The 13,489-nt window shown below is 32.4% G+C and carries 11 protein-coding genes and 5 tRNA genes; 12 read left to right on the forward strand and 4 right to left on the reverse strand.

All coding sequences use genetic code 11. The features are described from left to right. Positions 1-5: 5 nt before the first annotated feature. Positions 6-1,502 (reverse strand): lactate permease LctP family transporter, encoded by a 1,497-nt coding sequence (locus tag CR532_RS03155; RefSeq protein ID WP_108729365.1) that lies wholly within the window; start codon positions 1,500-1,502, stop codon positions 6-8. Between the two features lie 76 nt (positions 1,503-1,578). Here CR532_RS03155 and CR532_RS03160 point away from each other — a divergent pair, with 76 nt between their 5' ends. From CR532_RS03160 to CR532_RS05410, 12 genes are all read left to right on the forward strand, one after another. Further along, a complete protein-coding gene (locus CR532_RS03160) occupies positions 1,579-2,757 on the forward strand; it encodes a D-alanyl-D-alanine carboxypeptidase family protein (protein ID WP_108729366.1) in 1,179 nt (392 codons plus the stop codon). 12 nt (positions 2,758-2,769) lie between these two features. Beyond that, positions 2,770-3,261 carry a chemotaxis protein CheD gene (locus CR532_RS03165; RefSeq protein ID WP_108729367.1) on the forward strand — a complete coding sequence of 164 codons (492 nt, stop codon included), beginning with the start codon at positions 2,770-2,772 and terminating at the stop codon, positions 3,259-3,261. 154 nt (positions 3,262-3,415) lie between these two features. Beyond that, positions 3,416-4,837, forward strand: a complete 1,422-nt coding sequence (pepD, locus tag CR532_RS03170) for a beta-Ala-His dipeptidase (protein WP_108729368.1) — start codon at positions 3,416-3,418, stop codon at positions 4,835-4,837. A gap of 98 nt (positions 4,838-4,935) precedes the next feature. Then, positions 4,936-5,010: transfer RNA gene (locus CR532_RS03175), tRNA-His, on the forward strand. Between the two features lie 20 nt (positions 5,011-5,030). Beyond that, a tRNA-Arg gene (locus tag CR532_RS03180) sits at positions 5,031-5,104 on the forward strand. A 62-nt stretch (positions 5,105-5,166) separates the two neighbouring features. Beyond that, a tRNA-Leu gene (locus CR532_RS03185) sits at positions 5,167-5,247 on the forward strand. 6 nt (positions 5,248-5,253) lie between these two features. After that, a tRNA-Gly gene (locus CR532_RS03190) sits at positions 5,254-5,325 on the forward strand. Positions 5,326-5,366: 41 nt separating this feature from the next. Next, a complete protein-coding gene (gene tig / locus CR532_RS03195; protein WP_108729369.1) occupies positions 5,367-6,716 on the forward strand; it encodes a trigger factor in 1,350 nt (449 codons plus the stop codon). Positions 6,717-6,730: 14 nt separating this feature from the next. Further along, positions 6,731-7,315: an ATP-dependent Clp endopeptidase proteolytic subunit ClpP gene (gene clpP / locus CR532_RS03200; RefSeq protein ID WP_108729631.1), complete on the forward strand. Its 585-nt coding sequence runs from the start codon at positions 6,731-6,733 to the stop codon at positions 7,313-7,315. A gap of 23 nt (positions 7,316-7,338) precedes the next feature. Then, positions 7,339-8,628, forward strand: a complete 1,290-nt coding sequence (gene clpX, locus CR532_RS03205; RefSeq protein ID WP_108729370.1) for an ATP-dependent protease ATP-binding subunit ClpX — start codon at positions 7,339-7,341, stop codon at positions 8,626-8,628. Further along, positions 8,603-11,011 (forward strand): endopeptidase La, encoded by a 2,409-nt coding sequence (gene lon, locus CR532_RS03210; RefSeq protein ID WP_108729371.1) that lies wholly within the window; start codon positions 8,603-8,605, stop codon positions 11,009-11,011. Before clpX ends, lon begins: the two co-directional genes overlap by 26 nt. Positions 11,012-11,052: 41 nt before the next feature. Further along, the gene (locus CR532_RS05410; protein WP_199911305.1) at positions 11,053-11,202 is read left to right on the forward strand and encodes a hypothetical protein; all 150 of its coding nucleotides are present in this window, start codon (positions 11,053-11,055) and stop codon (positions 11,200-11,202) included. 46 nt (positions 11,203-11,248) lie between these two features. Here the strand turns inward: CR532_RS05410 and rpsD are convergent, their stop codons facing one another. From rpsD to CR532_RS03225, 3 genes are all read right to left on the reverse strand, one after another. Next, entirely contained in the window at positions 11,249-11,875 is a 627-nt protein-coding gene (rpsD, locus tag CR532_RS03215) for a 30S ribosomal protein S4 (protein WP_108729372.1), read from the reverse strand. A gap of 26 nt (positions 11,876-11,901) precedes the next feature. Next, positions 11,902-11,974 (reverse strand) — tRNA-Met (locus CR532_RS03220). 58 nt (positions 11,975-12,032) lie between these two features. Beyond that, entirely contained in the window at positions 12,033-13,400 is a 1,368-nt protein-coding gene (locus CR532_RS03225; RefSeq protein ID WP_108729632.1) for a cation efflux transmembrane domain-containing protein, read from the reverse strand. Between the last annotated feature and the right edge of the window lie 89 nt (positions 13,401-13,489).

Genomic DNA, 13,489 nt, shown 5'->3' on the forward strand with positions numbered 1-13,489 from the left:
TAATTTTATAGAAAGTATACTAATATTCCTGATATAAAAATATAGCAAAGAGCGTATATTATAGTTTTTGAGAGCAATTTTCCTTCTTGTCCAACAAGTCCTGCAGTTGTTGTTGCTATTGTGATATTTTGAGGTGAAATCATCTTTCCCCCTGTTGCCCCTGTTGTGTTTGCGGCTGCAAGCCAGTAAGGATTAGCATTAATATTTTCTGCAATTTGTGTTTGTAAGGGGCCAAATAAGATGTTTGAAACAGTGTCGCTTCCTGTTAAGAAAGTGCCAAGAGCACCAATTAATGGACTAAATAATGGGTAGAATGTGCTTGTCAGTGTTGAGATACCATTTGCAAGGTCTTTTATCATTCCGCTATGTGTCATTAATCTTGATATTGATACTATGCAAATAATTACGAATGAAGATACTGCCATTTTTTTTATAGTGAGAATAAATACTTTAAATTGCTCAACTATAAAGACGCCTCTTATTGAATAAGATACTACTGTTGCAAGAATAATTAAGAGCCCCGGTGAGGTTATCCATTTAAAGTGCAAGGACGATGCTCCTGGATAAATAGAAAGAATAGTTTTAAAGCTTGATAGATATTTGTTTATGCCATAAAAAAGTGGTGAAACAAGTATTATGAATGAGACTATTAAGATATAGGGCAAACATGCAAGGAATCCTTGCATTGCTGATACTTTTAAATTGTTATGAGTTGTACTTCTTTTTTCAAAAAACTTTACATAAATTATTGTTATTGCCATTGAAAGAATACTTCCCAATATTGCAGGAAGTTCAGGGCCTAAGGCTTTTGACACATAAATTTGCGAGATCGCTATTGATGCTCCTGAGAGGAGTGTAAGGGTAAATATACCTCTAACGCCTTTAATTCCGCCGCCTACAAGCATCACTAGAATAAATGGTATAATAAGCGTAGGCAATATCAGTTGTAGAGCGATATCAGACGATACTATTTTAACATCAAGTTCTGTTGCTTGGGCTAGAGATATTATAGGGATTCCTACAGATCCATAGGCAGTTGAAGATGTATTCATAATTAAACATAGTAAACAGGCAAAAAATGGTTCAAACCCCATTGCTACTAGTATTGAGACTGGAATGGCTACAGCAGTTCCATATCCGGCAACTCCTTCTAAGAAGTTTCCAAATCCCCATGTTACAAGTAAAACTATTACTCGCTTATCAGAAGATACGCTTGATAGCATAGCTTTTATAATTTTCATGTCATTTTGGCTTTCAGACATTTTATATGTGAAAATAGCGGCTATAATAACTATAACTATTGGCCATATGCCCATTATTGTTCCCTCAAGTATTGCAAGACTTGTGTTAGCTACTCCTAATTTTTTATCAAACAGGACTATTGCAATAGTTACTACTAAGCATATTGGTATTACGTAGTAGGCTGGTTTTTTTATTATCCCAAGTCCAATAATTATTAGTATGATTGGCACTAAGGCTTTCATGAAATCATAAGAAGTCATAATAAGATTTGCTCCTTTCTAAATTTACCATTTATTTTATAATAAATTTTTATCCAATAATATATAATATTAATGCATGAAAACTATCTCTACTATTCTAAAGATTTTAATGTTATCCGGTGATCTTTTTTCAATTAATTTATTTGAGCTTGAAAGAGTAACAGAATATGCAGAATCAGCTGTTCTTCTTGATTATGATACTAATCGTGTTCTTTATGCTAAAAATCCAAATTCAATTTTTCCACCAGCATCTCTTACTAAACTTGTTACTATTTATACTGCGTTAATTGAAGCAAGGAAAAAAAATATAGATTTTAAGAGTAATGTTCCGATTAGTAGTTTTGCATCATATTATAATGCCCCTTTAAATTCTTCATTAATGTTCTTAGAAGAAGGGCAAAGAGTGACTTTTGAGGAATTGCTTAAGGGACTTGCTATTGCTTCAGGCAATGATGCTGCTATTGCCATTGCTGAATTCATAGTGAGAGGGAGTTTAAGTAATTTTATTAATTTAATGAATATTAATGTGTTAAACTTAGGACTTGTAAATATGCATTTTGTTGATACATCAGGGTATAGCAGTGATAATAAAACCACGGCATTAGAAATGGCATTGTTTGCGAAAGCCTACATAGATAAATTTGGATTTATGATGAATATACATTCTCTTAAAAGTTTTATTTATCCAAAACTTGAAAATTTAGGAAATACATCTTATTCAAAAGTGTTAAATTTGAGACAAGAGAATAAAAATGTTTTAATATTAAACTATCCTTATGCTGATGGATTAAAGACAGGCTATATTGGAGCATCTGGTTTAAATTTGGTTGCTACAGCTAAGAGAGGTGATAGAAGGTTAATAGCGGTTGTTTTGGGAGTGAAGAAGGAGGTTAGCAATATTGGGGAAAAAAAGCGTGCTTTAGTTGCACAGAGACTATTTGAGTACGGATTTAATAACTATTCTAAATTTTCTTTCATGGTAAAATCCAGAGAAAAGATCTATAATGGAGTAGTAGATATGGTCGATATCTCTTCTAAAGAGTCTTTTAAATATGTTTTTTCAAAAGATGAAGTTGGTAGGGTAAGAGTAGAATCCAATATAAAAGAATTAATAGCTCCACTTAGTGACAATGTAGTAGTTGGAAAAGCTACAATTTTTTTGGATGATAGTAAGTTGGGTGAACTAGATTTGTTTGGTCAATGTGTTGAAAGATTAGGATTTTTTAATAATGTTTATAAATTTTTTTTTAAGTGAGTAATAAGGTTTATGTTGGATCATTTTAATTTTAAATTAAAGCGAGATGTTACAATAATAGTTCCAGGTGAAGCTTTTGTGTCAAACAAGAGAGTTGTTTCTACAATACTTGGGTCTTGTGTTGCTGTTGTACTGCATGATAATGTTCATAATATTATAGGCGTAAATCATTATGTTTTAGTGAAGTCTGATTTAGTAGTAGATTCTTCACAGAGGGGTAGGTATGGAGTTTATGCTATTCCTATGCTAATTGATGCTATGTTAGATAATGGGGCATCAAAAAATAATCTTAAAGCTAAACTTTTTGGAGGTGCAAACTTCATGGCAAAAGGTGCAATAAAGGTGGGCATTGAGAATTCAAATTTTGCGGTTAATACGTTGGCTCAATATGGTATTCCAGTTTTGTCTACGGATTTTAATCAATCTAAATCCAGAAAGATTTTTGCTTTTCCTGAAAATTTTAAGATTATTGTGGAATACCCAGACGGTGCTAAGATTTTTTAATTTTGCTTGAAATTAATTTAGCAAGCGAGCTTAATGAATCACAATACAATGCTGTGGCTACTATTTTTAAGAGACTAATTTTTTGAAGTAATATATAATATAGTTAAAGGGAAGTTTAAGCTTAAACTTCTTTTTAACTATATTAGGGGAAAATATGGAAAATATTGTAATTGATTATTTTAGGAGAATATCCCAAATTCCTAGATGTTCAAAGAATTTAAAAGGTATTAGTAATTTTATTAAAGAAGAAGCTAAAAAATTTGGACATTCTTTTAGGGAAGATAGTACTGGTAATATTGTAGTTGAGATTAAATCTAATGGTGGTGGCAATACAGGGCCTATTATTTTGCAAGCTCACACAGATATGGTTTGTGAGAAAAATGAATCTGTGATTCATGATTTTCAGCGTGATCCAATCAAGATAATTGAGAATAATGGGTATTTTAGTGCAGCAGGCACTACTCTTGGTGCTGATGATGGGATTGGAGTTGCTATGATGCTTGGGATTATGAGTGAGTCTGAGAGTTTTAAACATCCTAGTTTAGAGCTTCTATTTACTGTTGATGAGGAGATAGGGTTGATAGGTGCTATTGGGCTTGATCCGAGTTTATGTAATGGAAGACTGTTAATTAATCTTGATGGGGAAGAAGAGGGATATTTTTTAGTTGGATGTGCTGGTTCTCGACTTGTTAATGTTAACTTTGAACCGAAATATAGACAGGGTAGGAAGAGATTGGGTATTGAGATTTTGTTCACAGCCCTTAAAGGTGGGCATTCAGGTGCAGATATTCATATGGACTTAGCTAATTCTTTAAAATTAATATTTTTTGCTTTAAGTAGACTCAGGTCAAAGATGGAATTTGAGATTGAATATATCTATGGTGGGGATAAGAGTAATGCAATCCCTAGAGAGGCAAAGACTTTAATATATATTGAACCTGAGAATTATCCCTTACTGGAAAGAGAGTTAGAATTATTTAAGATTCATTCAAAAGAAATGTATACTCTTGATTGTGATTTTGAGATTATTTTAAGGAAGGTAGATTCTTCTGACAATGTTTTAGATGATATGGATCAAGACAAACTTTTAAATGTGGGTATGGCATTTCTACATGGAGTGCAAAAGGTTGAAAATTATGATGAAAAACTTGTCAGAACATCTCTAAATTTTGCCAGTCTTTCAAAAGTTGACGATAAATATCAGTTTGTATTTACTATAAGGTCTTTACTAGATATTGAGAAAGAATATATTTTTAGTCACATAAGTGCGATTGGTAATCTAGCAGGTGTTGATCTTGAAATAGTGTATGATTATCCCGCTTGGAAACCGGCTCATGATAGTAGGCTTTTGCAGCATCTTAGGGATGTATATAAGGATATGTACCATAAAGATGCTAAAACTATAGTGATTCATGCTGGTCTTGAGACTGGGATAATATCTTCAAAGTTAGGAGGAATAGATTCAGTTACAATCGGACCTTGGATTGAGAGTGTTCATACACCAAGAGAGAGGGTCGATATTGCTTCAACTATTAGGGTTTATGACTTTTTAAAGAAAAGCTTAGAGGGTTTATAGATTTTGTACTTCTATATTACTTAACTTTGAGTATATGTTTTTATTGACTTGTCGTTTAAATGTATATAAAATAGACTTGTATAAAGTGGAATATAGCTGGTGGTTGTAGCTCAGTTGGTAGAGCACCGGATTGTGGTTCCGGCTGTCGCGGGTTCAAGCCCCGTCAATCACCTTTTGATTTATTTTTTGCGCTGCACTCATAGCTCAATTGGATAGAGCAGTGGACTTCGAATCCGAAGGTTGCAGGTTCGAGTCCTGCTGGGTGCGAAATGCTGATTTAGTTTTTATACTTGAAAAAGCTTTTTAAGTTTTGTATACTACCTAAATATGCAGGAGTGGTGAAACTGGCAGACACGCTAGACTTAGGATCTAGTGCCTTTGGCGTGTGGGTTCGACTCCCACCTTCTGCAAGAAATGCGAAAGTAACTCAGGGGTAGAGTGTCACCTTGCCAAGGTGGAAGTCGCGGGTTCAAATCCCGTCTTTCGCTTAACTGTTATCATTGATTCATTTTTTGATTAGAGGAATAGTGTGATATTAAGTAATAGTGTAAAGTTGCTTTCAGACTCTAAGGTTGAAGCTGTTATTAGAATTTCAAGAGAGTTTGTTAAGAACAAATACAATGAGTTTTTAAGAGATTATTCTACCCGTCTTAAGGTTCAGGGGTTTCGAGTAGGAAAAATTCCTTTTAGTATTATCGAAAGTAAATACTCTAGTAATTTAAAAGCTTTGACTATGGAAAAAATTATTCATAAATCTTTAGAAGAATTTTTTAAAAGTGCAACTTATAAGCCATTGGGGTATGCTGTTCCTAAAGTAATAGATGAGAAATTGGAAATAGATTTTGAGAAGGATTTTGAGTTTACTGTTATTTATGAGACTTATCCTGAATTTGAGATACCAGACATTTCTCATATTTTGGTAGAAATTCCGGAAGTTGTTGTCTCTGATTCTGATGTTGAAGATGAGCTTAGGTTATTACAGATTGAAAACTCGATTGTTGTTGAGGATAAGGGAGATGTTAAGAGAGATAGTATTGTTAAGGTAGATTTTGTTGAGCTTGATGATTCTTTAGGAGAGATTTTAACAACTAAGAGACAAGATTTTGTTTTTACTGTTGGAGAGTCCAATAATTATTATGGGTTTGATGAAGATATTATTGGAATGAAGAGGCATGAGGAAAAAATAATAGAGAAGACTTATGGCGTAGATTATAAATTTAGTGAACTTGTTGGTTCTTTAAAGCGATTAAAGATTACTATTAAGGACATAAAGAAGCGAGATATTCCTGATCTTGATGATGATTTTGCAAAAGATATTAATGATAGTTTTAATACACTTGAAGAACTTAAAGAACACATAAGGAAGAACATGTTGACAATGACTAAGGAAAAGCAAAAATCTCTTAAGCTTTCAAAATTATTATCTGATGTTTCAGAAAGATTAAGCATAGAAATTCCACCTGCTATGTTTGAGGCTGAGCTTAAAAATGTTTTAAACGAATTTTCAAAGCAAAATAAGATTAGTCTTGAGCAATTAGGCAATTCTTTACAAAGTTTAGAAGGTTTTGGTGATGATATTTTTAGGGATAATGTGCTTAAAAATTTAAAGTCTAAGTTAATTTTACAAAAAATGGTAGATGATGATATAGAGGAAGTTACGGATGTTGATTTAGATAAGGAGCTTGCTAGGCAGGCTGAAAATACGAAGATGGAACTCTCAGAGGTTAGAAGATTTTATGAGGAGAAGAATTTATTGGGCATTTTGAAAGATGAGATTAAGGAGCAAAGAGTTAAAAGTAAGATTTTAAATGATGTGAAAGAAGTTAAATTAAAAAAAATTGCTTTTAGAGAGTTTATTAGTTATAAAATAGGTGAATAATGATAAGAGAATATATGCATAATATAGTACCTACTGTTGTAGAGCATACGGGAAATTATGAACGCGTGTTTGATATATATTCAAGATTGCTGAGAGATAGAATAATCTTTTTGAGTGGTGAGATTAATGATCTTAGAGCTAATACAATCATTGCTCAACTTCTTTTTTTAGAATCTGAGGATTCCAAGAAGGATATATATATTTATATAAATTCTCCAGGAGGCAGTATTACCTCGGGGCTTGCAATTTATGATACTATACAATATATTAAGCCAGACGTAAGAACAATTTGCATTGGTCAGGCAGCTTCAATGGCTGCGTTTTTGCTTGCAGGTGGTACTATAGGCAAGCGGGAATCATTATCGTATTCAAGAATAATGATTCATCAACCTTGGGGTGGAATCGGTGGGCAGGCCAGTGATATTAGTATACAGGCAAATGAAATTATAAGACTTAAAAGATTGATAATAGATATTATGTCTGACAAGATAGGGGTTTCTAATGAAAAGTTATCTGTTGATATTGAACGAGATTACTTTATGACACCAGAGAATGCTCTTGAGTATGGGATTATTGATAGTATCTTAAAGAGGAATTAATTTTATTTTGGGTGAGATTTTATATGGCAAGAAGTAAGAATCAAAAAATTGAGGGATGTTCTTTTTGTGGGCGAACTAGAACTGAAGCTGAGGGTCGAATGATTTCAGCAAAATCCGTTGCTATTTGTTTTGAATGCTCTAAAGTATGTTATAATCTTTTTCAAGAAGAGGCAGAAAAGCCTGTAGGCGATAAATCTTCTAGAGGACTTCCGACACCTAGGCAATTGAAAAGTTATTTGGATCAATATATTATTGGTCAGGAGGATGCAAAGAAGGTATTATCTGTAGCTGTTTATAATCATTATAAAAGGATATTTAAAGGTAGTAATCTTGATAGTGGAGTTGAACTTGAGAAGTCTAACGTGTTACTTGTGGGACCTACTGGGAGTGGTAAAACTTTGCTTGCAAAGAAGTTGGCAGCTGAGATGAATGTTCCATTTGCACTTGCAGATGCTACGACGCTTACTGAGGCTGGCTATGTGGGTGAGGATGTTGAGAATATTTTACTTAAACTGATTCACGCTGCTCATGGAGATATAGGTTTTGCAGAAAGAGGTATCATTTATATAGATGAGATAGATAAGATTGCTAAAAAGGGTGAGAATGTTTCAATTAGTAGAGATGTATCTGGTGAAGGTGTTCAACAAGCTTTACTGAAGATAATTGAAGGCACTACTGCGAATGTACCACCAAAGGGTGGGAGGAAACATCCTTATGAGGAAACTATTGAGATTAATACGCAAAATATACTATTTATATGTGGCGGAGCTTTTGTGGGGCTTGAGAAGATTGTTAAGAAAAGACTTAGTAAAAATTCTATTGGTTTTTCATCTAATGATAAGAAGGATTTCAGAGAGGATAATACTTTAAAACAATTAGAGATGGAAGATTTAATTAAATTTGGCCTTATTCCAGAATTTATTGGTAGACTTCCTGTACATTCTTATCTTGAAAAGCTAGAAAAGGAAGATTTAATTAAAATATTAATTGAACCTGAGAATTCTATTGTGAAACAATATTATCATATGTTTAAGATGGATAATGTTGAGCTTGTATTTGAAAAGGATGCACTTGATGCAATTGCAGAGGAAGCGATGCTTAAAAATACGGGTGCTAGGGGATTGCGTTCTATTCTGGAAGTACTACTTAAAGATGTCATGTTTGAAATACCTTCGATTAAGCAAGTAAAGAAGGTTATTGTTACTAGAGAATCTGTTTTAAATAGCGATGTTGAGCCTTTAATTTTGATAGGAAAACAAGTTAATAGGCCTTGGGCAAAAGAACTTTATGAAATCAATTCTCAATCTAATTAATTCTAAAAAGGATGATCTTCCAGTTATTTTTTTAGGGCAGAATGTTTTTTTTCCAAATGTAACTTTATGGGCTACTTTTGAAGATAGCGTTTCGATTGACGCTATATATCAGTCCATGTTAGAGGATAGATTGATTTTGTTTGCCTACGTTAAGGATGTTAATTATAATAGTTCTGAAAAGGTTAGTTTAAAAACTTTACATTCTGTTTGTACTTATGCAAAAATTGTTCAAATTGTAAAGGTTGCTAAAGATTTAATAAAAGTTTTAGTTGAATGTCAGTATAGAGTTATTATAAAAAGTCTTTTAAAAAAGAATAATTACTTTAGGGCGAAAGTTAACTTTGTATCTGATGAGAATAGCTTTAGTAGTGAACTTTTCACTTATTCTAAATTGCTAAGAGAAACTTATGAGATTTATAAATCTTATTTATCTGTAAAAACGTTAGAGGATGGTAATGAAGGTGTCAATTTTTTTGATAGTCCAACTAAGTTTGTTGATGTTATAGCATCTAGTGTGAACTTGGGATATGGAATAAGGTTGGAACTTCTGCAGGAATTGGACGTTCAGGTTAGAATAGAGAAATTAATTATTAATTTAAATATTGAGATTGATCTTTTGAGTCTTAAAAAGGATATTAAATCTAAGGTTAAAGCTAAGCTTGATAAGGGACAAAAAGAATATTTTTTGAATGAGCAAATTAAGGAGATTCAAAAGAGATTGGGAAAAGATGAGACGGATTATCTTGAGAGGTTAAATTCTAAGGATATTCCTGAGGATATCAAGCTTAGGATTGAAAAGGAAATATCCAGAATGTCTCGTATGAATTCACATTCACCGGATGTTAATATTGTTAGAGGTTATGTTGAGTTACTTCTTGAGCTACCTTGGAATGAAAGTACTGTTATGGAAAATTCTTTAGGTGGAATTGAATTTATATTAAAAAATTCTCATTATGGAATGGATGAAGCTAGGGAGAAAATAATGAACTTTTTAGCTGTTTACCATATTAATTCTAAAATTCAAGCACCTATTATATGCCTTGTGGGTCCGCCTGGCACTGGGAAAACCTCTGTTGCTTTATCTATTGCTAAATCTCTTTCTAGGAAATTTGCAAAGATATCTCTTGGTGGGGTCAGAGATGAGACAGAGATTAGAGGGCATAGAAGATCTTATATTGGAGCTCTCCCGGGTGTTTTTATTAATGCGATGAGAATAACAGGTAAAACTAATCCTGTGATTCTTCTTGACGAGATAGACAAGATTAATAGTACTTATAAGGGAAATCCAGAAGCAGCACTTTTGGAGGTTTTAGATGCTGAACAAAATTCCAAATTTGTTGACCATTATTTAGAAATTCCTTATGATCTCTCTAATGTATTATTTATTGCAACTGCTAATTCGCTTCATGAAATTTCTAAACCTCTTCTTGATAGGATGGAGATCATTAAGATAGAGGGGTATTCTTATATTGAAAAATTAGAAATTGCTAAAAGATTTTTAATACCAAATATAATTAGAGAAAGTTTTTTAAATAAGGTTTATATAAGAATAGAAGATGATGTTATTTTGCACATAATCAAGAATTATACCATGGAGTCTGGGGTTAGAAATTTAAAAAGGGTTCTAACGAATTTGATTAGAATGGTTGTAAGAAAGTTGCTTCATGTTTATTCAAAGGAAGATATAATTGAGGGCAATTTTTATTTTCCAAGTTCCTTAATACACGGTAGTAATTCAATCTTTACTCATGATCCTGATATTCCTGGTATTTACAAAATCATTAATATGAATAATTTTCATGTTTACATGGATCATGAATATAATTTTAATTTAATTAGGATCAATTCTTCTGGGTTTGTTTATGGTCTTGCTTGGACAAATTATGGTGGTGCTGTACTTCCTGTTGAAGCTATTAAGTTTGATAAGAAAGGTGATATTATTTTAACGGGTAGTCTTGGGGCTGTTATGAAGGAAAGTGCGCAACTTGCTTATTCTGTTGTAAAGACTTACTCTTCTAAGCTTAATTTTGATATAAAGGAGAGTCCTGAAATTCATCTTCATTTTCCAGAAGGCGCAACACCAAAAGATGGACCTTCTGCCGGAATCACTATTGCAACAGCAATAGCTTCTATAATATCTGACAAAAAGATTCCTTTAGATCTTGCGATGACTGGAGAGGTTACACTTAAAGGATCGATTCTTCCTGTGGGGGGCATTAAGGAGAAGGTGCTTGCAGCTTATAGGAGTGGCATAAATAAAGTAATTATTCCAAAGGATAATAAAAGAGATTACGCTAGGCTTCCAGAGGAGATTAGAGATAATATGTATGTTAAGTATGTATCTCATTTGGAAGAGGTTTTTGATTATTTAAATATTATTTAGAGTTTTATGTGTTAAAATTTGATTATAAGGAGGAGGGATATATGAAGGATGGAGTGAGAAAACCTTCGGGAAGTAGATCATCATTTAATTCTCAAGGTACTACTAAAAGTTCCAATAAGAATAATTTTTCGACTTTTTCAAAGAATAATTTTGGAAAAAGTTTTACTAAGAGTAAAAAAAAGGGCAAATAATGGGATTGCAAGCCGCACTTATTTGCTTAGGCTCGCACTTATTTGCTTAGGCTCTCTTAGAGTAATACTCAACAATCATTTGTTCATTTGCCAAAGTAGGTATTTCGTCTCTTGCTGGAGGACGGGTTACTTTAACCTTTAAAGCATCAGCATTGACCTCTATCCAAGTTGGCAGTTTTCTAAGAGTTGATGTTTTTTCTATGTTAGATCTAATAAGTTTCCTTAGGTTATCTTTTTCTTTGACCCATATCGAATCATTTGCCCTTAAAGTAATAGATGGAATTGTAACTCTTCTTCCATTGACCATGATAATGCCGTGTGAAACTATCTGTCTTGCGTGAGCTCGTGAAATGGCAAATCCAGCCCTGTAAACAACATTATCAATCCTTCTTTCAAGCAGTGCCAAAAGATTATCACCTGTAACTCCATGAAGTCTTCTTGCTTCCTTGAAAATATTAGTAAGCTGTCTTTCATTTACGCCATAAGTAAACTTCACCTTTTGTTTTTCGATTAGTTGCTTTCCATATTCTGTAATCTTTCCCTTCCTAGATCGACCATGCATGCCAGGTGGATGAGGTTTCTTCTTAAGTAATTTATCATATTTTGGCTGTTCAAAAATATTAACGCCAAATCTCCTCACCATCTTACCCTTAGCTATGTTTTTTCTATTCATTAATTCCTCACATCTTCAAATAATTATAGCAGGGATAGGACTCGAACCTATGACCTTCGGGTTATGAGCCCGACGAGCTACCAACTGCTCTACCCTGCGGTTTACAATTAAGCATATTAGCACAACTTTATTAGAAGTGTCAATTGATTTTGTTTTGTTACATTAAAATATGAGTTTCGTATATCTCGCTATGATGTTTCTTTATAGTTTCCTTTATTGTCGCTATCTGTTTTATTAAACTTTCTAAGTCATGTTCATAACTTAAGTCTAGTTTTACATGAAGATTTAAATGATTTCCTTCATGAGAGCAATTAAGTTCTTTGAAATTTATATTAATATTTTTTAATGTGTTCTTTACATCTCTTTTTAAGTCTATATCTTGCTTAGAGAGAAGATTATTCGCGTTTTTTAGTATTACATGTAATCCTTCTTTTATGATTATAAAACTAATAAATATAGATATTATTTTGTCAAAACCAGTCCATACATAATTAGCAAGCAATAAACTTAATGTAGTGCCTCCATGGGAAAATATACAGTTTTTATCAGCTGATGATAGTGCTAGAAGTAAATAGTTATTATATCTTTTCCCGATCTGGAATTTTACTAAGTATTCGAACATCTTTACTAAAAAGAATATAAAGGGTATTAATGGTATCCAAATACTTTTTTTAAAGGATTTATTTGAGAATATTTCAAGTATATTTTTTTTATCCTCTTCGTGGTGGTCATGAGAATGATCGTGAGAATGGTCATGGTCGTGGTCATGGAAATGGTCATGATCATCATGATCATGAGAGTGATCGTGAGAATGGTTAGGATGGTAATGAATATGAAATCCAGATTCACCCCCAAGACTAATTAACTTATTGAGACCTGTTGTGTTTAAAAATATTGTAAATCCTGCGATTATTATAATTATTCCTATAATAAATGATATCAGGTTCTCCATTTTTTTGTATCCATAAGGATAATAAATGGTCTCAGGTTTGTTTGTAATTTTTAGACTAAAGTATGTAATTGCAGATAGTACAAAATCCGACATAACATGAAAGGCATCTGCGATGAGTGCAAATGAATTGAAAAGGATCCCTACAGTAAGCTTACATGCTATCGATACTACTTCTGCCAATACTGAGATAAGTCCGATTCCCATTATAAACTTATCTTTTTTTATTTCAGATGTTAAGTCTTTTTCATATATGCTATTATTATATTCAAATTCTAAGCTTCTAAGTACTTCTTGTACCTCAGAAATTTCGCATGAAATTTTTTTTAGTCTATTTTGTTTACCATAATAAATCAGGTTATTAATGATTATTCTCTCTATTCCCTCTGATTTAAAATGTGAATCAATATAAAAATCATTGACTTTAATTTCTGCGTTTTTTATTTGTGCTTTAAGATATGCCACTGCTTTAGCATTATTTTCTATGTAAGCTATATAAATTTCATCTTTTTCTAAGCTTTTAAGCTTTAAATTGGTGAATTTGTTAATGTTTTTGTCGTTAATTACTTTAACCATAATATTTGCATTTTCCCCCACTTTTATTGCATAATTTTTAGTATGGGTAAATATACCATTATTCTTTTTAAAGTTCAATCTATTTTGTT

This window comes from Candidatus Borreliella tachyglossi (genome assembly GCF_003076595.1).
GTDB classification, from domain to species: domain Bacteria; phylum Spirochaetota; class Spirochaetia; order Borreliales; family Borreliaceae; genus Borrelia; species Borrelia tachyglossi.